Source organism: Serratia sp. NGAS9 (genome assembly GCF_009905295.1).
In the GTDB taxonomy this organism is placed as follows: Bacteria; Pseudomonadota; Gammaproteobacteria; order Enterobacterales; family Enterobacteriaceae; genus Serratia; species Serratia bockelmannii.
The window spans coordinates 2,042,996-2,062,746 of sequence record NZ_CP047605.1; the positions used below are offsets into that span (position 1 = coordinate 2,042,996).

17 protein-coding genes are annotated in these 19,751 nt (G+C 60.7%); 8 read left to right on the forward strand and 9 right to left on the reverse strand.

Annotated elements, in window-relative coordinates; all coding sequences use genetic code 11:
• The first annotated feature begins 191 nt into the window (after nt 1–191).
• Nucleotides 192–1,292, forward strand: coding sequence for a GGDEF domain-containing protein (locus GUC32_RS09880; RefSeq protein ID WP_043141520.1), 1,101 nt, complete (start codon nt 192–194; stop codon nt 1,290–1,292).
• A 32-nt stretch (nt 1,293–1,324) separates the two neighbouring features.
• On the opposite strand, the gene mfd is transcribed toward GUC32_RS09880, so the two are convergent.
• On the reverse strand, nt 1,325–4,798 hold the full coding sequence (mfd, locus tag GUC32_RS09885; RefSeq protein WP_197812712.1) for a transcription-repair coupling factor: 3,474 nt from the start codon (nt 4,796–4,798) through the stop codon (nt 1,325–1,327).
• A 10-nt stretch (nt 4,799–4,808) separates the two neighbouring features.
• Complete coding sequence (locus tag GUC32_RS09890) at nt 4,809–5,069, reverse strand: hypothetical protein (RefSeq protein ID WP_016928090.1); 261 nt, start codon at nt 5,067–5,069, stop codon at nt 4,809–4,811.
• A 38-nt stretch (nt 5,070–5,107) separates the two neighbouring features.
• Here GUC32_RS09890 and lolC point away from each other — a divergent pair, with 38 nt between their 5' ends.
• The 5 genes from lolC (at nt 5,108) to cobB (ending at nt 10,153) form a co-directional block, all read left to right on the forward strand.
• Entirely contained in the window at nt 5,108–6,310 is a 1,203-nt protein-coding gene (gene lolC, locus GUC32_RS09895; RefSeq protein ID WP_004941116.1) for a lipoprotein-releasing ABC transporter permease subunit LolC, read from the forward strand.
• Nucleotides 6,303–7,007, forward strand: coding sequence for a lipoprotein-releasing ABC transporter ATP-binding protein LolD (gene lolD, locus GUC32_RS09900; RefSeq protein WP_004941120.1), 705 nt, complete (start codon nt 6,303–6,305; stop codon nt 7,005–7,007). The genes lolC and lolD overlap by 8 nt, the downstream gene beginning before the upstream one ends.
• Complete coding sequence (gene lolE / locus GUC32_RS09905; protein WP_025302503.1) at nt 7,007–8,254, forward strand: lipoprotein-releasing ABC transporter permease subunit LolE; 1,248 nt, start codon at nt 7,007–7,009, stop codon at nt 8,252–8,254. The genes lolD and lolE overlap by 1 nt, the downstream gene beginning before the upstream one ends.
• A gap of 53 nt (nt 8,255–8,307) precedes the next feature.
• A complete protein-coding gene (gene nagK, locus GUC32_RS09910; protein ID WP_197832163.1) occupies nt 8,308–9,225 on the forward strand; it encodes an N-acetylglucosamine kinase in 918 nt (305 codons plus the stop codon).
• 91 nt (nt 9,226–9,316) lie between these two features.
• Nucleotides 9,317–10,153 (forward strand): Sir2 family NAD+-dependent deacetylase, encoded by an 837-nt coding sequence (cobB, locus tag GUC32_RS09915; RefSeq protein ID WP_016928086.1) that lies wholly within the window; start codon nt 9,317–9,319, stop codon nt 10,151–10,153.
• Nucleotides 10,154–10,201: 48 nt separating this feature from the next.
• On the opposite strand, the gene potD is transcribed toward cobB, so the two are convergent.
• Nucleotides 10,202–11,245: a spermidine/putrescine ABC transporter substrate-binding protein PotD gene (gene potD / locus GUC32_RS09920; RefSeq protein WP_025302505.1), complete on the reverse strand. Its 1,044-nt coding sequence runs from the start codon at nt 11,243–11,245 to the stop codon at nt 10,202–10,204.
• Nucleotides 11,246–11,481: 236 nt separating this feature from the next.
• On the opposite strand from potD, the gene GUC32_RS09925 reads away from it, so the two are divergent.
• Nucleotides 11,482–12,192: a MurR/RpiR family transcriptional regulator gene (locus GUC32_RS09925; RefSeq protein WP_025302506.1), complete on the forward strand. Its 711-nt coding sequence runs from the start codon at nt 11,482–11,484 to the stop codon at nt 12,190–12,192.
• A 17-nt stretch (nt 12,193–12,209) separates the two neighbouring features.
• Here GUC32_RS09925 and GUC32_RS09930 read toward each other — a convergent pair whose 3' ends face one another.
• From GUC32_RS09930 to GUC32_RS09955, 6 genes are all read right to left on the reverse strand, one after another.
• Entirely contained in the window at nt 12,210–13,595 is a 1,386-nt protein-coding gene (locus GUC32_RS09930) for a glycoside hydrolase (RefSeq protein ID WP_369435707.1), read from the reverse strand.
• A 24-nt stretch (nt 13,596–13,619) separates the two neighbouring features.
• A complete protein-coding gene (locus GUC32_RS09935; RefSeq protein WP_025302508.1) occupies nt 13,620–15,179 on the reverse strand; it encodes a PTS transporter subunit EIIC in 1,560 nt (519 codons plus the stop codon).
• A gap of 217 nt (nt 15,180–15,396) precedes the next feature.
• On the reverse strand, nt 15,397–16,179 hold the full coding sequence (gene potC, locus GUC32_RS09940; RefSeq protein ID WP_043141506.1) for a spermidine/putrescine ABC transporter permease PotC: 783 nt from the start codon (nt 16,177–16,179) through the stop codon (nt 15,397–15,399).
• Nucleotides 16,176–17,036 (reverse strand): spermidine/putrescine ABC transporter permease PotB, encoded by an 861-nt coding sequence (gene potB, locus GUC32_RS09945; protein ID WP_025302510.1) that lies wholly within the window; start codon nt 17,034–17,036, stop codon nt 16,176–16,178. The genes potC and potB overlap by 4 nt, the downstream gene beginning before the upstream one ends.
• Nucleotides 17,020–18,135 carry a spermidine/putrescine ABC transporter ATP-binding protein PotA gene (gene potA / locus GUC32_RS09950; protein ID WP_089195790.1) on the reverse strand — a complete coding sequence of 372 codons (1,116 nt, stop codon included), beginning with the start codon at nt 18,133–18,135 and terminating at the stop codon, nt 17,020–17,022. Before potA ends, potB begins: the two co-directional genes overlap by 17 nt.
• A 25-nt stretch (nt 18,136–18,160) precedes the next feature.
• Complete coding sequence (locus GUC32_RS09955) at nt 18,161–18,433, reverse strand: hypothetical protein (protein WP_141997848.1); 273 nt, start codon at nt 18,431–18,433, stop codon at nt 18,161–18,163.
• A gap of 57 nt (nt 18,434–18,490) precedes the next feature.
• On the opposite strand from GUC32_RS09955, the gene pepT reads away from it, so the two are divergent.
• Nucleotides 18,491–19,720: a peptidase T gene (gene pepT / locus GUC32_RS09960; RefSeq protein ID WP_004941154.1), complete on the forward strand. Its 1,230-nt coding sequence runs from the start codon at nt 18,491–18,493 to the stop codon at nt 19,718–19,720.
• Nucleotides 19,721–19,751 lie beyond the last annotated feature (31 nt).

Consider the following 19,751-nt stretch of genomic DNA (forward strand, 5'->3'; position numbering starts at 1 on the left):
TCCCCCGATATACAAAGGACAGAGTAGCCTGAAGCGTGCGTCGTGAGATAGACGGCTTGGCGATAAGATAGAACTGCTACTCTATTAATAGACTGTGTAAAATGGCCGCCGCCGAAGCGGAGACGACAGGGATGCGTTATTCAACGTCTTTACATTACCCCTGGCGATCCCGAGGAGCGCGCTGACTATTTATGACTTACATTGCGTCCATTTCCACCCTTTACAGCGACGCTTGCATCACCTATGCCACGCTGTCGGTAAGCTATTTCGTTCTCAGCAAGAATGCCCCGTTTTCCTACCGTTCCGCACTGTGGAAGCGCGTCGTGTTCGGCCTGCTGGCCGGGGTGGCGGTGCTGTATTTGAGTCAGGATCGGCTGGTGTTGACCGATAAGGTACATTACAGCTTTGCGATGATCCCGATGATACTGGTGACGTTCTTCGGCGGCGGCGTCAGCGGACTGGTGAGTTTTCTGTTCGCCATGGCGCTTACCGGCGGTTTCACCGTCGATAACCTGTTCATCGCCTCGATCATCGCGCCGCTGCTGCTGTCGCAGGTGTGGCTGAAAAAATCCCACCGGACGTTTTACCTGACGATCGGCATTATCGCGCTGTATCGCATCGCGGTGGTGTGGCTGCTGGTGGACATGAGCGGGCTGTGGCCGGATGTGTTGCTGTACCAGGCGGTTTCCGCGCTCTGTCTGGCGATTTGCTATCATGCGCTGAATTTCAAAGAGCGCCACATCTACGCCTATTTCGCGATGCGTGCGCGTGCCACGACCGACAGTGTGACCCACATCAACAACCGCGCCAGCGTCGATTATCAGCTGATGCTGCAGCGTGCCGAGCGCCGCCCGTGCGGGCTGATGATCCTCGATTTGGATAACTTTAAAAGCATCAACGATACCTACGGTCATCCGGCCGGTGACGTGCTGCTGGCCAGCGTCGGCCGGCTGCTGCAAAACAGCGTGCGTAACGAGGACTTCGTCGGGCGCTACGGTGGCGAGGAGTTTATGGTGATCACCGCCAGCTACGATCCGCAGGTCATCGGCGGGGTGGCGGAGCGCATTCGCAGCGCGGTGGAAAGTTCGACGTTCTTGCTGAATGCACACGACGAAGCGCACATCACGATGTCCATCGGCGTGTCGCTGTATCTGCCTGGCATGACGTTGGACAAGGCGATCGCCATGACCGACGAAGCGTTGTACGAGGCGAAGCGCAGCGGCAAAAACCGGGTGGTGACCAGCCGCGTGATGCAGCTGGCGCCGCTGGGCGCCGGTTTTCCGCGCGGATAAGCCGCCCCCGTCGTAGCGACGGGGGCGTTGCCTTAGGCCGCCAGCGTGTGTTCGCGGAAGGCGTTCAGCAGCTCTTCGGTGAACGTCAGGCGTTTCTGGCGATCGGCCAGATCGAGCGTGAACTTCAGCTTACTCGGGCCGTCCAGGCGGTAAACCTGCGGATTGCCCTGCAACAGGCCGATCAGATAACCCGGGTCAACGCGGTTGTTGTCGCCGAACTCGATAAAGCCGCCGCGCTCGTTGCTCTCGATGCGTTTGATCCCCAGCCTCTGCGCATGCAGGCGCAGCGCCGCGCATTGCAACAGGTTGCGCGCCGCATCCGGCAGCTGGCCGAAGCGGTCGATCAGTTCGACCTTCAACTCGTCAAGCTCACCGTCGTTCTTCGCGCTGGCGATACGCTTATACAGCGACAGACGGGTATTGACGTCGGGAATGAAGTCTTCCGGCAGCAGCGTCGGCATGCGCAGTTCTACCTCGGTCTGGCTGCTGGTGAGATCTTCCAGCGACGGCTCGCGGCCGTTTTTCAACGCGTCGACGGCGCTTTCCAGCAGCTCCATGTAGAGCGAGAAACCGACGGTGGTCATCTGGCCGCTCTGGTCTTCACCCAGCAGTTCACCGGCGCCGCGGATCTCCAGATCGTGGGTTGCCAGCGCGAACCCGGCGCCGAGATCTTCCAGAGACGCGATGGCCTCGAGCCGTTTATGGGCGTCGGTGCCCATGGCTTTCGGGTTTGGCGTCAGCAGATAGGCGTAAGCCTGGTGGTGCGAACGCCCGACGCGGCCGCGCAATTGATGCAGCTGCGCCAGGCCGAAGCGATCGGCCCGCTCGATGATGATGGTGTTGGCGCTGGGGATATCGATGCCGGTTTCGATGATGGTGGTGCACACCAGCACGTTGAAGCGCTGGTGGTGGAAATCGTTCATCACCCGCTCCAGATCGCGTTCACGCATCTGGCCGTGGCCGATGGCGATGCGCGCTTCAGGCACCAGCTCAGCCAGGCGCTGCGCCGCTTTCTCGATGTTTTCCACGTCGTTGTAAAGGTAGTAAACCTGGCCGCCGCGCAGCACTTCGCGCAGGATCGCCTCGCGCACCACCAGGCTGTCGTATTCGCGCACGAAGGTCTTCACCGCCAAGCGGCGCGCCGGCGGAGTGGCGATGATCGACAGATCGCGCATGCCGCTCATCGCCATGTTCAGCGTCCGCGGGATTGGCGTGGCGGTCAGCGTCAGGATATCGACATCGGCGCGCATCGCCTTGATGCGCTCCTTGTGGCGCACGCCAAAGCGGTGCTCTTCATCGACGATCAGCAGCCCCAAATCCTTCCAGCGCAGATCGCTCTGCAGCAGTTTGTGGGTGCCGATGATGATGTCCACTTTGCCTTCGGCCGCGTCGTCCAGCACCTGTTGCTGCTCTTTGGCGCTGCGGAAGCGCGACATCATCTCGATGCGGATCGGCCAGGTGGCGAAGCGATCGCGGAAGTTGTCGAAGTGCTGCTGCGCCAGCAGCGTCGTCGGCACCAGCACCGCCACCTGCTTGCCGTTTTCCACCGCCAGGAAGGCGGCGCGCATCGCCACTTCGGTTTTGCCGAAGCCGACGTCGCCGCACACCAGGCGGTCCATCGCCAGCGGCTGGCACATGTCGCTCAGCACCGCGTTGATCGCCTGTTCCTGATCCGGCGTGGTTTCGAACGGGAAGCTCTGGCAGAACAGCTGGTACTGCTCGCGGTTGTGTTTGAAGGCGAAACCGGCCTTGGCGGCGCGCTGGGCGTAAATATCCAGCAGCTCGGCCGCCACGTCGCGCACCCGCTCGGCGGCTTTCTGCCGCGCGCGCGTCCAGGCGTCGCCGCCCAGTTTGTGCAGCGGGGCGTTTTCGTCCGCGCCGCCGGCGTAGCGGCTGATCAGATGCAGCGATGACACCGGCACGTACAGCTTGTCCTCACCGGCGTAGGAGAGGATCAGGTACTCGGCCTTGATGCCGCCGGCCTCCAGCGTGGTCAGGCCGACGTAGCGGCCGACGCCGTGTTCCAGGTGCACCACCGGCTGGCCGGGATGCAGCTCCGCCAGGTTGCGGATCAGGGTATCGGTGTTGATGGTGCGCCGGTTGTCCTGCCGGCGGCGGCTGACGCGCTCACCGAGCAGATCGCTTTCGCAGATCAGCGCCCGCCGGCGCAGGCCGTCGAGGAAGCCGTGTTCGGCGGCGCCGACCATCATGTAACGGCCCGCCGTTTCCGCCTGATCGAGGCGCTGAATCAGCGCCGGCGCCAGCTTGATGCGGCCGAGCAGATCCTGCAGCGTTTCACGCCGCCCCTCGCTCTCGACGGAGAAAATCACGCTGCCGTCGAAGCCTTCGGTAAAGCGCCGCAGATTATCCAGCGGGGATTTATGCTGCGCCTGCACCGCCAGATCGGGCAGGGTATGGTAGTCCAGATTGGTATTGCCGGCCTTGGCCGGCAGCTCATCGGTTTTCAGCGCGATGCGCGGCCAGGCCTTCAGCTCGCCGAACAGTGCGTCGACGCGCAGCCACAGCGTATCCGGCGCCAGCAGCGGGCGCATCGGATCGACGCGGCGGCTTTCGTAACGCTGGTTGACGTCCTGCCAGAAGCGCTCGGCGGCGCCCTCCAGATCGCCGGTGTTGACGATCAGCGTATTGCCTGGCAGGTAGCTGAACAGCGACGGCAGCGGCTGGCTGAAGAACAGCGGCTGCCAGTATTCGATACCGGCGGGCCAGGCGCTTTTGCTGACCTGCTGATAGATGTGTTCGGCGTCGCGACGCACCTCAAACTGCTCGCGCCACTGGCTGCGGAACAGCTCGATGGCGTTCTTGTCGGTGGGGAACTCGTGGGCCGGCAACAGATTGATGGCCTCGACTTCGCTCAGCGTGCGCTGGGTATCGACGTCGAAGATACGCAGACTGTCGATTTCGTCATCGAAAAAGTCGATGCGGTAAGGCTCATCGCTGCCCATCGGGTAAAGATCGAGCAGCGCGCCGCGGGTGGCGAATTCGCCGTGCTCCATCACCTGATCGACGCTGCGGTAGCCGGCCTGTTCCAACTGCGCGCGCAGCTTGTCGCGCGACAGGCGCTGGCCTTTCTTCATCACCAGCGCGTGGCCGTGCAGGAATTCGTGCGGGCAGACGCGCTGCATCAGGGTGTTGACCGGCAGAATGATCACGCCGCGCGCCATGGTCGGCAGGTGATACAGGCTCGACAAACGATCTGAGATGATTTCCTGGTGCGGCGAGAAGCTGTCGTACGGCAGGGTTTCCCAGTCGGACAGCGTGGTCACCATCTGGTCAGTGAACTGCTGGATCTCGTCGCGCAGCCGCAGGGCGTTTTGCATATCCGGCGCGATCAGCATCACCGGGCCAGGGTGGCGTTCGACGATCTCGGCGCATTCCACGGCACAGGCCGCGCCGGTCAGTTGCCCCAGTTGGCGCAGATCGCCCGCGCGATCGGGCAGAGAATAACGAGGGGATGAAGAACGGTTACGGCTATCGGAAGTGCTCATTCAGGTATCTTTAATCAATGTGTTGGATGGCGTCCCGGCACGGATAACCCAGCGCCTTTATGCTGTTTATAGTAGCCCAGCGGCCGGCAAACTGACACAGCAAAAAGCGCTGCTCATCAATTTTCTGCCGGTTATTTAACCGGTTAATGCCGTCTGTTTTTTGCGGCTGAGGATAAATAACGCGCGAAGCTGCCGCCGTCTCCCTCTTCGCCGCCACGCAATAAAAGGCCGTCGGGTGTTCCCTAAACGAGGGAGAGCCTTTATTATCCATGATCACTTTGCTTAAGCCACGGCTATCAAACGGATTTCATGTATCAACCTGTCGCGTTATTCATTGGCCTGCGCTACATGCGCGGGCGAGCCTCAGACCGCTTCGGGCGGTTTGTTTCCTGGCTTTCCACCATCGGCATTACGCTGGGGGTGATGGCGTTGGTCACCGTGCTGTCGGTGATGAACGGTTTCGAAAAGGATCTGGAGAACAACATCCTCGGCCTGATGCCGCAGGCGTTGGTCACCAGTCCACAGGGATCGGTCAACCCGCAGCAGCTGCCGGCCTCCGAGGTGCAGAAGCTGCAGGGCGTCACGCGCGTTGCGCCGCTGACCACCGGTGACGTGGTGCTGCAAAGCGCCCGCAGCGTGGCGGTTGGGGTGATGCTTGGCGTCAATCCCGACGAGGCCGATCCGCTAACCCCCTATCTGGTCAACGTCAAGCAGCAACAGCTGCAGCCGGGCCAATACAACATCATCATCGGCGAACAGCTGGCGGGGCAACTGGGCGTCAAGCGCGGCGATTCGCTGCGCGTGATGGTGCCGAGCGCCAGCCAGTTCACACCGATGGGCCGCATCCCCAGCCAGCGCCTGTTCACCCTCATCGGCACCTTCCATGCCAATAGCGAGGTGGACGGCTATCAGCTGTTGGTCAACCAACAGGATGCCTCGCGCCTGATGCGTTACCCGGCCGGCAACATCACCGGCTGGCGCCTGTTCCTGCAACAGCCGCTGACGGTCGATACCCTCAGCCAACAGGCGCTGCCGGCGGGCACCGTCTGGAAAGACTGGCGCGATCGCAAGGGCGAGCTGTTCCAGGCGGTGCGCATGGAGAAGAACATGATGGGGCTGCTGCTCAGCCTGATCGTGGCGGTGGCGGCGTTTAACATCATTACGTCGCTCGGCCTGCTGGTGATGGAGAAGCAGGGCGAGGTTGCCATTCTGCAGACCCAGGGGCTGACCCGCCGCCAGATCATGTCGGTATTCATGGTGCAGGGCGCCAGCGCCGGCATCATCGGTTCGCTGCTCGGCACGCTGCTCGGCGTGCTGCTGGCCACCAACCTGAATAACCTGATGCCGATCCTCGGCGCCTTGATCGACGGCGCTTCGCTGCCGGTGGCGGTCGATCCGCTGCAGGTGACGATCATCGCCGTGGTGGCGATGGCGGTTTCCCTGTTGTCCACGCTTTATCCTTCATGGCGCGCTGCCGCCGTACAACCCGCTGAGGCTTTACGTTATGAGTAACCATCTTTTGTTGCAGTGTGACAACCTGTGCAAGACCTATCAGGAAGGCAACCTGCACACCGACGTGCTGCGCAACGTCAGCTTTGCTATGCAGCAGGGCGAGATGATGGCGATCGTCGGCAGCTCGGGTTCCGGCAAGAGCACCCTGTTGCACCTGCTGGGCGGGTTGGACTCACCGACCTCCGGCGAGGTGATTTTCAAGGGCGAATCGCTGAACGCCATGTCTTCGGCGGCCAAGGCTGAGCTGCGCAACCGCCAGTTGGGCTTCATCTATCAGTTCCACCACCTGTTGCCGGACTTCACCGCGCTGGAAAACGCCGCCATGCCGCTGCTGATCGGCGGTGCCAAACCGGCGCAGGCGCAGGAGAAAGCGCGGGAGATGCTGGCGGCGGTCGGGCTGGAAAAGCGCAGCAAACACCGTCCGTCCGAGCTTTCCGGCGGCGAGCGTCAGCGCGTAGCGATCGCCCGTGCGCTGGTCAACAACCCGGCGCTGGTGCTGGCGGACGAACCGACCGGTAACCTGGATAAACGCACCGCGGACAGCATCTTCGATCTGCTGGGCGAGCTGAATGTGCGTCAGGGCACCGCGTTCCTGGTGGTGACGCACGATCTGCAACTGGCCAAGCGTCTGAGCCGCCAGCTGGAAATGGCCGACGGCCACCTGCAGGCGCAGCTGACCCTGATGGGGGCCGAGTAATGGCGGGAGCCTCACTGTCCTTCCTGACGGCCCTGCGTTTCAGCCGCGGCCGTAAACGCGGCGGCATGGTGTCGCTGATCTCGGTTATCTCCACCATCGGCATTGCGTTGGGGGTGGCGGTGCTGATCGTCGGCCTGAGCGCGATGAACGGCTTTGAGCGCGAGCTGAAGAACCGCATTCTGGCGGTGGTGCCGCATGGCGAACTCGAACCGGTCAATCAGCCGTTCAGCGGCTGGCCGTCGATTCTGCAACGGGTGGAAAAGGTGCCGGGCATTGTGGCCGCCGCACCGTACATCAACTTTACCGGCCTGATGGAAAACGGCGCGCAGCTGCGCGCGGTGGAAGTCAAAGGCGTTGATCCGCAGCAGGAGAGCCGGCTGAGCGCGCTGCCGCAGTATGTGCAGGGCGACGCCTGGGCCAACTTCAAGCCCGGCGAGCAGCAGGTGATCCTCGGCAAGGGCGTGGCCGACGCGCTGGGCGTCAAGCAGGGCGCCTATGTCACGGTGATGATCCCCAACAGCGACCCGGAAATGAAGCTGCTGCAGCCGAAGCGCATTCGCCTGCATGTGACCGGCATTTTGCAGCTCAGCGGCCAGCTCGATCACAGCCTGGCGCTGGTGCCGCTGGCCGATGCGCAGCAGTATCTCGACATGGGTGACAGCGTCACGGGTATCGCGCTCAAGATGAACGACGTGTTCGCCGCCAACAAATTGGTGCGCGACGCCGGCGAAGTGACCAATTCTTATATCTACATCAAAAGCTGGATCGGCAAGTACGGCTATATGTATCGCGACATCCAGATGATCCGCGCCATCATGTACCTGGCGATGGTGCTGGTGATCGGCGTAGCCTGCTTCAACATTGTCTCCACGCTGGTGATGGCGGTGAAAGACAAAAGCGCCGATATCGCGGTGCTGCGCACCCTGGGCGCCAAAGACGGTTTTATCCGCGCCATCTTCATCTGGTACGGGCTGCTGGCCGGGCTGCTGGGCAGCCTGAGCGGCGTGGTGATCGGGGTGATCGCCTCGCTGCAGCTGACCAACATCATCCGGGGCATCGAGAAACTGGTCGGCCATTCCTTCCTGTCGGGCGATATCTACTTCATCGACTTCCTGCCTTCCGAGCTGCACTGGCTGGATGTGCTGATCGTGCTGGCGACCGCCATCGTGCTGAGCCTGCTGGCCAGTTGGTATCCGGCGAGGCGCGCCAGCCGCATCGATCCGGCGCGGGTGCTGAGCGGACAATAAAACCCACGGGGAGGCAGCGATGCCGCCCCGTTTTTTTAGCCTGGGGATGGGTTATGTACTACGGTTTCGATATGGGCGGCACCAAGATTGAGCTGGGGGTGTTCGACGACAACCTGCGGCGCATTTGGCAAAAGCGGGTGCCGACGCCGCGCGACGATTATCGGCAACTGCTGGCCACGCTGTGCGATCTGACCCTGGAGGCGGATGCGTTTTGCGGCCGGCGCGGCAGCGTCGGCATCGGTATTCCGGGCCTGCCCAACGACGATGACGGCACGCTGTTTACCGCCAACGTGCCGGCGGCGATGGGGCGTCCGCTGCCGCGCGATCTGGCGGCGCTGATCGGGCGCGAGGTGCGGGTCGATAACGACGCCAACTGCTTTACGCTGTCGGAAGCCTGGGACGACGAGTTTCGCCGCTACCCGACGGTGCTGGGCATCATCCTCGGCACCGGCGTAGGCGGCGGCCTGATCGTCGACGGCAAGACGGTGCCTGGGCGCAACTATATCGCCGGCGAGTTCGGCCATTTGCGCCTGCCGGTGGACGCGCTCGAGGTGCTGGGGCGTGATGTGCCTCGCGTTGCCTGCGGGTGCGGCCATCAGGGTTGCATCGAAAATTACATATCGGGCCGCGGTTTCGAATGGATGTACGCCCATTTCTATGGCCGGCGCTTGCCTGCCACCGAGATCATTGCGCATTATCAGGCGGGTGAGCCGCAGGCGATGGCCCACGTCGACCGCTTTATGGACGTGCTGGCGATCTGCCTGGGCAACCTGCTGACGGTGCTGGATCCGCATCTGGTGGTGATCGGTGGCGGGTTGTCGAACTTCGACGCCATTTATCAGGCGTTGCCGCAGCGGCTGCCGGCTCACCTGCTGCGGGTGGCCCGGCTACCGCGCATCGAGAAAGCGCGCTATGGCGACGCCGGCGGCGTGCGCGGCGCAGCGTTTCTCAATTTGGCTCGCCCAACGTAATGGGCGTTGCGGCCAGGCGTGAATATATGCAGCCAACAACGCCGCAACGTCCAGTAAGAAGGGTAAACAGGGAAAAGTAAGGAGAGAGTTAATGCACACTCGCCATCGGCTGTGTCAGTTTCGCAAGAGTAAGCATGTGCTGCATCAGCGCTTTCGTTCACGTATTTTTCACCGTGACACCATGGCGGCGGCAGAGCTGAAAAAGCCGTTTGTGGTGGTGTTGACCGGGGCCGGCATTTCGGCCGAGTCGGGCATTCGCACCTTCCGCGCCGCGGATGGGCTGTGGGAAGAGCACCGGGTGGAGGACGTCGCCACGCCGGAAGGTTTCCAGCGCGATCCGGCGCTGGTGCAGGCGTTTTACAACGAACGCCGCCGTCAGCTGCAGACGGAGGAGATCGTCCCGAACGCCGCGCACCGCGCGCTGGCGGATCTGGAAGAGTGGCTGGGAGACAACTTCCTGCTGGTCACGCAAAACATCGATAACCTGCATGAGCGCGCCGGCAGCAAGCGGGTGTTGCATATGCACGGCGAATTGCTGAAGGTGCGCTGCACCCAGTCGGGGCAGGTGTTCGAATGGCCCGGCGATCTCAGCGTCGACGATCGTTGCCATTGCTGCCAGTTCCCGGCGCCGCTGCGGCCGCACGTGGTGTGGTTCGGCGAGATGCCGCTGGGCATGGACGACATCTACCAGGCGCTGAGCAAGGCCGATTTCTTCGTCGCCATCGGCACTTCCGGCCACGTCTATCCGGCGGCCGGGTTCGTGCATGAGGCGCGGCTGGGCGGCGCCTATGCGATGGAGCTGAACCTGGAGCCGAGTCAGGTGGAAAGCCAGTTTGACGAGAAACACTACGGTCTGGCCAGTGAAGTGGTGCCGCGTTTTGTGCACAAGTTTCTGGTGGGCAAGGTGGCGCGGGCCGACAGGCCCTGAGAAAGGCATCAGGGCGCACTGCGCGCCCTGATGGGATGGCGGGGCGTATTAGCGCCCGGCTTTCAACTTTTGGAAGTAGCTTTCGTACAGCGTGCTGGCGTCGCCGACGTCGTTTTGCCACTCGCCGTGCTCAATCACCGCCTTATCCGGATAGAGTGACGGGTCGTTGGCGATCTCCGGCGACAGCAGCTTCTTCGCCGCCAGGTTCGGCGTCGGGTAACCGATGGTCTCCGCCACCTGCACCGCGATTTCCGGCCGCAGCAGGAAGTCGATCAGCTTCAGCGCCCCTTCGACGTTGCGCGCGTTGGCCGGAATGGCCAGGCTGTCCATCCAGAAGATCCCGCCTTCCTTCGGCCAGACGATCTCCAGCGGCGTGCCGGCCTGGCGCGCCACAAAGGCCGAACCGTTCCACACCATGCCGACGTTGACTTCCCCTTCCATAAACGGGTTGCCCGGGTTGTCGGAGTTGAAGGCCAGCACGTTTGGCATCAATTTTTGCAGTTCGTGGTAGGCAGCTTCGATCTCCTTCGGATCGGTGGTGTTACCGGAATAGCCCAGCTTGAGCAGCGCCATTTGGAACACTTCGCGTGCGTCGTCAGTCAACAGCAGGCGGCCCTTGTACTGCGGTTGCCACAGATCGGCCCAGGCGGTAACGGTAGAGGGATCTTGCGCGTCGCTGTTAACGCCGATGGCAGTAGCGCCCCAGATGTAAGGAATGGAATAGTCGTTGTTGGGATCGAACGGCTTGTTCAGCAGGGTGGGATCGAGATCCTTGAAGTGGCTGAGCTTGCTCTTGTCGATTTTTTGCAGCATGCCTTCCTTGCTCATCTTGGCGATGAAGTAAGTGGAAGGCACCACCAGATCGTACGCGCCGTCTTTGTAGGTTTTCAGCTTGGCGTACATGCTTTCGTTGGATTCATAGGTGGAATAGATCACCTTGATGCCGGTTTCCTTGGTGAACTGCTCCAGCAGCCCCGGCGGGACGTATTCAGTCCAGTTATAGAAGTACAGTGTCTTGCCGTCAGAGGCGTTTGCAGAGCAGAAACTCAGCGCCATCATCCCGGCTGCGAGCAGATGTGACCACTTTTTCATGCAGCGTATCCTTCAGCAGTAGTGAGCCGAACCCGTATGGGCTGCCGTTTTCGGCCGCGCCATACCCCAGAAAGGGGCCATTATAGGGGCCGGGGCGGGGTGGGTAAAGGCGGTTATCCCGTTGGCAAATCAAGGGGTTCGGCGGCTTAAAGCGCATCACAATTTGTGTGTCTCGCGCTGGACAGGCGGTGAAGCGCGTGCGAAACAATAATTTTGGCGAATAAACGAGGGCGGCGATGAATTTCAAACAGGTCTTCAGCCAGGCGGAGCTCAGCAAGACGGATCTGACGATTTTGCACTGCATTCTCGACAACCCGGACGCCTGCATCGACGACGGCATCCGCGCGGTGTCCGCACGCTGCTACAGTTCCCCCTCGACGCTGGTGCGGCTGGCTAAAAAGCTGGGCTTTCGCGGCTATCTCGAACTGGTCTATTTCATCAAGTTCAACCTGACGATGGCGCCGGCCTACCAGGTGGAACGCCCTACGTCGGCGGCACCGCCGGCCCAGCAGGCGCAGTTTCTCGATCTGCTCGACAGCGGCAAGATCCTGATCCACGGCAGCGGTTTTTCACAGCTGGTGGCGCAGTATATGTACAACAAGTTTATGACGCTGGGCGTAGACAGTTACCTGTCGCTGTGGCCGGATTTCGACATTCTTGACCGCGAGACGCGCTTTCGCTTCGACATGGTGATCGTGATTTCAAAGTCGGGCAACAGCGGCTCGGCGCTGAGCTGGAGCGAGGCGGTGAAGCGTAATCACATTCTGCTGGCGGCCTTCTGCGGCGACGGCGACAGCCCGCTGGCGCAGCAGGCCGATATGACCTTTCTGTTTGAGGATCGGCAAAAATACGATCACGATATCTACTATCCCAACCCATTTTTCGGCCACTGTCTGTTGGGATTCGAGAATGTGATCACCGCCTGGTTTGAACGACGCGGCCGCTGACGGCCGCATCGCACCGTTTAGCACCAGTGCCTGGCATACTGACGGTGGGCCAGCAGGTACTCCTCCACCAGCGTTTTCGCCAGCGAGTAGGAGTTGACCAGCGGGTGCACCATCAGCGCCTTGATGGCCAGTTGGCGGTTGCCGGTCAGGATCGCCGCCACCGCCAGCCGTTCGTACTCTTTCACCTGCGAAATCAGGTTTTTCTGGGTGTCGGGAATATCGCGCATTTTTACCGGCTGAATGCCGGCGCTGCTCAATTCGCAGCTGATTTCGATCACGTCTTCCGGGTGCAGAAAATCGAGCGAGTCGCGGTTTTGCATCGATACCACCACGCGTTTTTGCCGGCCGCTGTTGACCGCCTCCAGAATGTCGATCGCCACCCCGGCATAGCCGCCGCTGTCCGGCTGCTCGATAAACTGTTGCAGCGTCAGCATCTCACGTTTTTTCACCTTGCCCTGGTTGGACTCGCGCTGCATGTAGGAGTTTTCGCGCTGCAGATAATGGCTGAAGTAGACAGAGAAGGCGTGTTCCAACTGGTGGGGGATGTCCAGCTCGCCTAACTCTGACAGCATTTGGCGGTTGATCGCCGCGATTTGTTCGCCGCGGGTCTCGCCGCCCGCGACGATGGCGGCGATCGCCTGCTCACGGTAGTAGTAATAGTAGAGATACTCGTTGAGCATCAAATTGTCCGACAGCGCCACCAGCTCCGGCGAGAAGTATTTCATGCAGGTATCGCGATACAGGCGCGGATCCGCCAGCAACTGTTCCGTGACCGGCTCGCCGTTGACGCGCGCATTGCGGAACCAGGAAAGATGGTTGAGGCCGAAGCAGTCGACGCTCAGTTGGTCTTCGCGGCAGTCCAGCAGCTCGGCCAGTTCGCGGATAAACTCGCTGGGGGCGTCGCAGATGCCGTAGACCCGGCGCTGGAAGCCGGATTTGATGATCGCCTCGGTCACCATGCCGGAAGGATTGGTGAAGTTGAACAAGACCGCCGCCGGCGAGGAAAGCTGCTCGATCAGGCGGCAATAGTCGAGGATCGCCGGAATTGAACGCATCGCCATGGCGAAGCCGCCGGCGCCGGTGGTTTCTTGCCCGAGCAACTGGTGATTGAGCGCGATGCGCTCGTCATGGATGCGGCCTTCCTCGCCGCCGATGCGCAGGGTGGTGATGATGTAATCGGCGTCTTGCAGCGCCTGGCGCGGATCGCTGCTGAGGCTGAAAGCAATGTCGCCGCGAATGCGCTGGAATACGCCCTGCGCGAGGGCGCCGTAGATCGCCAGATGGCGCTCATCGGTATCCATAAACACCACTTCGGTAATGCCGATGCGATGGGCGTTATAGGCGATGGATTTGGCGAGGAACGGGGAACGCACGCCGCCGCCGCCGAGAACGGTTAATTTCATTCGATATCTCCCATTAATAAAGCGTTAGAGTGCCGCTAAATATTTCTCTACCTGATTTTTGACCTTGCCGACCGTGACGCCGTAAATCACCTGCACTTCACGGCGATTCTTCACCACGCCTTTGGCGCCGGTACTTTTCAACGCGGCCTCATCCACCCGCGCCATATCCTTTAATTCCACCCGCAGCCGGGTAAAGCAGTTATCGACGGAAATAATGTTTTCCTTGCCACCCAGCGCGCGAATAATGATGCCGCTTGGCTCGTCCGGGGTATTTTTACGGTTCCGGTAATCCTGTTTGGAATAGAGTTTGACGTCCTGATCATCTTCACGGCCCGGCGTTTTCAGATTGAGCTTCAGCACCAGCGTTTTGAACACCAGGTAATACACCGCAAACTGCACCAGCCCGATGACCACATACAGCGGCCAGCGGGTGAGAGAGACCGGCAGCGGCAGGTTGTAGGCCAGGAACTCGACCAGCCCGCTGGCGCCCCAGGGGCGCACCTGGAACAGGTTGCAGGCTACCTGCGAGAGCGCGGTCAACACGGCGTGGATCACCCACAACAGCGGAGAGATAAACAGGAAGGTGAACTCTATCGGCTCGGTGATGCCGACCAGGATCGAGGTGGTGATGGCCGGGATCAGAATCGCCTTGGCCAGCATTTTCTTTTCCGGTTTGGCGGTGTGATAGAAAGCCAATGCCGCGCCCGACAGGCCGAAGATGGTCACCATCCCTTGCTGCGAGAAACGCAGCGCCTCGTTCATCAGCGGCGAGATGCTTGGGTCGCGCATGTAGGCCAGGAAAATCGCCTGCGAGCCGGAGACGGTCTGGCCGTCTTGTACGATCGAACCGCCGATACTGGTGAGCTGGAACGGCGACCAGATAAAGTGGTGCAGCCCGGTGGGGATCAGAAATTTCTCGAAGAAGCCGTAGACGAATACCCCGAGCGAGCCGGCGCTTTTCATAAAGCCGGTAAGCGCGATCAGGCCCTGTGAGATAGCCGGCCACAGGTAGCTGAAGGCGACGGCGTACAGCATGATGATCGGCGTCATGGCAATCAGCACCAGCTTGGCGCCGCCGTAGACCGAGAACACGCCGTTGAGTTCGACGTTGCACAGGCGGTTATGCACCCAGGCAATCGTGACGCCGAGGATAAGACCGAGGAAAATGCCCATATCTACCACGGTAAATCCCAGCAGTTCCGTTTGCCCGGTGCCGTAATACTCACCGTTGATCTTGGCCGCGACGTGGCCGCTGAATTGCAGATAAGACGAATTGGCGCCGAGGAACATGATAAAGCACATCACCGCGACCAGCGCCGCTTCGCTTTTCTTGTCTTTGGCCAGGCCGTAGGTAATACCGATACAGAAAATCAGCCCGAGATTGCCGAATAACGGCCAGAAGGTATCGCCGATCATTTTACCGATAGAGAAGACGGCGGAATGTTCATTGATTAATGTGGCATTGGTAAGAATAGAACTGAGCGCCAGAATCAGACCGATTACCGGCAGGAAAAATATCGGCCCCATCATGGCTTTGGAGAAAAGCTGCAGCTTGTTTAAGATATTATCGATAATACCTTTCATGGCAGTTCCTTTTTATATTTTAATGGATGACGACGTTGCTGAATAAACTCCCTGAAAGCGAGAAAAATAAGGCACCTTGCCTGGATTCAGTTATAGGGGGAAGTTTTCGCCGCTGCAATCGGCGGGGCGGAAATAGGCACCGATGCTCACTGAGTGACAACCGGTGCCGGTTGTGAAGGGGATCACAACCGGGCGCGGCAGCGCCCGGCGGGAAGGATTATTCTGCCTTGGGCGAGCGATCGCGCATCACCCACTGGCTGGCGATCACCAGCACCAGCGACAGCAGCAGCAAAATGGTGGCCAGCGCGTTGACCTCCGGCGAGACGCCGACTTTCACCATCGAGTAAATCTTCAGCGGCAAAATCTCGTAGCTCGGCCCGGTGACAAAGGAGGAGACGACCACGTCGTCCATCGACAGGGTAAAGCTCAGCAGCCAACCGGCCGCCACCGCCGGCATCGCCAGCGGCAGGATGATTTTGCGCAGGATGGTGAACTCGCTTGCGCCGAGATCGCGCGCGGCTTCCAGCATCTTCACGTCGAAGCCTTTCAGGCGCGCGTAGACGGTCACTACCACGAACGGCAGGCAGAAGGTGATGTGCGAGAACAGCAGCGACCAGAAGCCGAGCGAAATGCCCAGCAGCATGAACAGCACCAGCAGCGAGATGGCCATTACGATGTCCGGCGACATCATCACCACGAACAGCATGCCGCCGACGAACGGCTTGCCGCGGAAGCGGTAGCGGTACAGCGCCACCGCGGTCAGCGAGCCGATCAGGGTGGCGAAGGTAGCGGAGAGCACCGCCATGGTCAGCGAGTGCCCCGCGGCCTGCAGCAGGCTGTCGTTATTCAGCAGCGTGGCGTACCACTTGGTGGTGAATCCTTGCCAGTTGATGCCAAAGCGCGAAGCGTTGAAGGAGTTGACGATCAGGATGACGATCGGGATATACAGATAGGCGTATACCAGCGTCATAAAGCCGCCGCGTAGCAGACGTCCGATCATGCCAGATCCTCCTTCTTGTTCAGCAGGCGGGCGGCCCGGTAATAGACCAGCAGCAACAGCCCCATCACCAGCGTCAGGCAGATGCTGGTGGCCGCGCCGAACGGCCAGTCGCGGATATTGAGGAACTGGCTTTTAATCACGTTGCCGATCAATAGATTCTTGGCGCCGCCCATCAGATCGGCGACGAAGAACAGCCCCATCGCCGGCAGCACCACCAGCAGGCAGCCGGCGATAATGCCCGGCATGGTCAGCGGCACGATGATGCGGATAAAGGTCTGCAGCTTGCTGGCGCCGAGATCGCGCGCCGCCTCCAGGCAGGATTTATCGAGCTTTTCGATGCTGGAGTAGAGCGGCATCACCATAAACGGCAGCAGAATATACACCAGGCCGAGGATCACCGCTTCCGAGGTGTACATGATGCGCAGCGGCTTGTCGATGACGCCGATCCACAGCAGCGCGTCGTTGAGATAGCCGCGGGTGCTGAGAAACAGCTTCAGGCCGTAGATGCGGATCAGCGAGTTGGTCCAGAAGGGCACGATCAGCAGAAACAGCAGCAGCGGCCGCACCTTCTGCGGCAAGCGCGCCAGGATAAAGGCGAACGGATAGCCGATCACCAGGCAGCACAGGGTGGCGATCAGCGCCATGTTCAGCGAGTGCAGCAGCACCTGGGCGTACAACGGGTCGAACAAGCGCCGGTAGTTATCCAGCGTGAACACCATCTGCACCAGATTGGCGTCGTCGCGGGTCAGGAAGCTGGTGCCGATGATCATCAGGTTCGGCATGAACACGAACAACAGCAGCCAGGCGACGACGCCGACGATCACCACATTCTGGAAGACTTTACGCGATTTCTTCATCGGCCAGCACCACCTCCCAGCTTTCGACCCAGGTCACCGCCATCTTCTGGTTGAGCGAGTGATCGACGTCCGGATCGTCTTCGTTGAAGAACTCGCTGACCATCACCGTTTTGCCGTTCTCCAGCTCGACCACCGACTCCAGCGTCATGCCTTTGTAGTTGCGCTCACGCACGTAACCGATCAGCCCGTCGTGCTGCGCGCTGTCGTTCACTTCTTCCACCCGCAGATCTTCCGGGCGCAGCAGCACCTTCAGCTTTTGGCCCGGCTCCACCGGCAGATCGGCATAGATGTCGCACTCGCGGCCTTCGACGTTGGCGCGCACCCGCTGTGAATCGAGGCGTTCCAAAACCACCGCGTCGAAGATGTTAATCTCGCCGATGAAGCTGGCGACGAACAGATTCTTCGGCTCTTCGTAGATCTCACGCGGCGTGCCGTCCTGCTCGATGCGGCCTTCGCGCATCACCACGATGCGGTCCGACATGGTCAGCGCTTCTTCCTGATCGTGGGTGACGAACACGAAGGTGATGCCCAGCTTGCGCTGCAGCGCCTTCAGCTCGTTCTGCATCTGCTTGCGCAGCTTGTAGTCCAGCGCCGACAGCGATTCGTCCAGCAGCAGCACTTTCGGCTTGTTGACCACCGCGCGGGCGATGGCCACGCGCTGCTGTTGGCCACCGGAGAGCTGGCCCGGCCGGCGCTTGGCGAACGTATCCAGCTGCACCATGCGCAGCGCCTCTTCGACGCGCGGCGTCAGTTCCGCCGCTGGCACCTTTTGCATGCGCAGGCCGAAGGCGACGTTGTCGAACACTGACATGTGCGGAAACAGAGCGTAGCTCTGAAACACGGTGTTGACGTGGCGATGTTCGGCCGGAATGGCGGTGATGTCCTGGCCGTCGAGCGCGATGCGGCCCCGATCGGCGTCTTCCAGACCGGCGATCAGGCGCAGCACCGTGGTTTTGCCACAGCCGGAGGGGCCGAGAATGGTGAGGAATTCGCCGTGATTAATCGTCAGATCCAGATCGGCAATGATGGTTTTGCCATCGAACGCTTTGCTCAGGGCATGCAGTTCAACAAGGGGAGTCGGAGAGGATGTCTCAGTCATTTATCGTATTACTCTATCCCGTGGGCTAATGCAGATAGAACCGCAACTGGAAAAGACTGCCGGAGCTTGCGGGATGCCCGCTGATCAAATGAAGCTCAAACCAGTTACGCCAATGGAAATTTTTCGAGCGCGCATGATAGACGCTGAATGCCGGAATTGAAAGCCGATCCGGCCCAGATGCCGCGTTTTTCATCATGATAGCGACAAATGACCCTGTGATGACAGCATTATTCCTCTCAGAAATCATCACAAAGATTAATGATATTGGCGAATTCTGGTTAAAAATGACCTGACGCAATATTTGATCCTGATCGGTTCCGCATAATGAAACGCGATATTCTGAGGGGCCGCTACCATGGACAAATTACTTGACCGCTTTTTCAACTACGTCTCTTTCGACACCCAGTCCAAAGCGAACGTAAAGCATGTGCCGAGCACCGACGGGCAGTTGAAGCTGGCGCGTGCGTTGCAGCAGGAAATGATCGCGCTCGGCTTCGAGCGGGTGTCGCTCAGCGAACACGGCTGCGTGATGGGCACCTGGCCGGGTAACGTCGCCTGGCCGGTGCCGGCGGTCGGTTTTATCGCCCATCTGGATACTTCGCCGGATTTCAGCGGCAAACACGTCAATCCGCAGATCGTCGAGAACTATCGCGGCGGCGACATTGCGCTCGGCATCGGTGATGAAGTGCTGTCGCCGGTGATGTTCCCGATCCTGCACCAGATGCTGGGGCAGACGCTGATCACCACCGATGGCAAAACGCTGCTGGGCGCCGACGACAAGGCCGGCATCGCCGAGATCCTCACCGCCATGGTGCGCCTGCGCGCGCGCAAAATCCCGCACGGCGACATCCGCGTGGCCTTCACCCCGGACGAGGAGGTGGGCAAAGGGGCGCAGCTGTTCGACGTGGCGGCCTTCAATGCCGAATGGGCTTACACCGTGGACGGCGGCGGCGTCGGCGAGTTGGAGTGCGAGAACTTCAACGCCGCCTCGGTGACGATCAAAATCCTCGGTAACAGCGTGCACCCCGGCAGCGCCAAGGGCGTGATGGTCAACGCGCTGTCGCTGGCGACCCGCATTCATCAGGCACTGCCGGCGGACGAAGCGCCGGAGACCACCGAAGGCTACCAGGGCTTTTATCACCTCAGCAGCATCAAGGGCAGCGTGGAGCGCGCCGAAATGCACTATATCCTGCGCGACTTCGAGCGTGAGGGGTTTGAGGCGCGTAAGCGCAAGATGGTGGACATCGCTCGCGAGGTCGGCAAAGGCCTGCCCCGCGATTGCTATATCGAAGTGAGCATCGAAGACAGCTATTACAACATGCGCGAACAGGTGGCGGAGCACCCGCACGTGATTGCGCTGGCGCAGCAGGCGATGCGCGACTGCGACATCGAACCGGTGATGAAACCAATCCGCGGCGGCACCGACGGCGCGCAGCTGTCGTTTCGCGGCCTGCCGTGCCCGAACCTGTTCACCGGTGGCTACAACTACCACGGCAAGCACGAGTTCGTGACGCTGGAAGGTATGGAGCAAGCGGTGGCGGTGATCATGCGCATCGCGGCGCTGGCCGCCGAGCGGGCGCGGTAAACGGGACGCTTGCGATCGGCATAATCGCTTG

Bases quoted from the DNA above. Each gene is read 5' to 3' on its own strand.
- GUC32_RS09880 (WP_043141520.1), top strand. From the start codon at position 192: ATGACTTACATTGCGTCCATTTCCACCCTTTACAGCGACGCTTGCATC.
- mfd (WP_197812712.1), bottom strand. From the start codon at position 4,798: ATGAGCACTTCCGATAGCCGTAACCGTTCTTCATCCCCTCGTTATTCT.
- GUC32_RS09890 (WP_016928090.1), bottom strand. From the start codon at position 5,069: ATGGATAATAAAGGCTCTCCCTCGTTTAGGGAACACCCGACGGCCTTT.
- lolC (WP_004941116.1), top strand. From the start codon at position 5,108: ATGTATCAACCTGTCGCGTTATTCATTGGCCTGCGCTACATGCGCGGG.
- lolD (WP_004941120.1), top strand. From the start codon at position 6,303: ATGAGTAACCATCTTTTGTTGCAGTGTGACAACCTGTGCAAGACCTAT.
- lolE (WP_025302503.1), top strand. From the start codon at position 7,007: ATGGCGGGAGCCTCACTGTCCTTCCTGACGGCCCTGCGTTTCAGCCGC.
- nagK (WP_197832163.1), top strand. From the start codon at position 8,308: ATGTACTACGGTTTCGATATGGGCGGCACCAAGATTGAGCTGGGGGTG.
- cobB (WP_016928086.1), top strand. From the start codon at position 9,317: ATGCACACTCGCCATCGGCTGTGTCAGTTTCGCAAGAGTAAGCATGTG.
- potD (WP_025302505.1), bottom strand. From the start codon at position 11,245: ATGAAAAAGTGGTCACATCTGCTCGCAGCCGGGATGATGGCGCTGAGT.
- GUC32_RS09925 (WP_025302506.1), top strand. From the start codon at position 11,482: ATGAATTTCAAACAGGTCTTCAGCCAGGCGGAGCTCAGCAAGACGGAT.
- GUC32_RS09930 (WP_369435707.1), bottom strand. From the start codon at position 13,595: ATGAAATTAACCGTTCTCGGCGGCGGCGGCGTGCGTTCCCCGTTCCTC.
- GUC32_RS09935 (WP_025302508.1), bottom strand. From the start codon at position 15,179: ATGAAAGGTATTATCGATAATATCTTAAACAAGCTGCAGCTTTTCTCC.
- potC (WP_043141506.1), bottom strand. From the start codon at position 16,179: ATGATCGGACGTCTGCTACGCGGCGGCTTTATGACGCTGGTATACGCC.
- potB (WP_025302510.1), bottom strand. From the start codon at position 17,036: ATGAAGAAATCGCGTAAAGTCTTCCAGAATGTGGTGATCGTCGGCGTC.
- potA (WP_089195790.1), bottom strand. From the start codon at position 18,135: ATGACTGAGACATCCTCTCCGACTCCCCTTGTTGAACTGCATGCCCTG.
- pepT (WP_004941154.1), top strand. From the start codon at position 18,491: ATGGACAAATTACTTGACCGCTTTTTCAACTACGTCTCTTTCGACACC.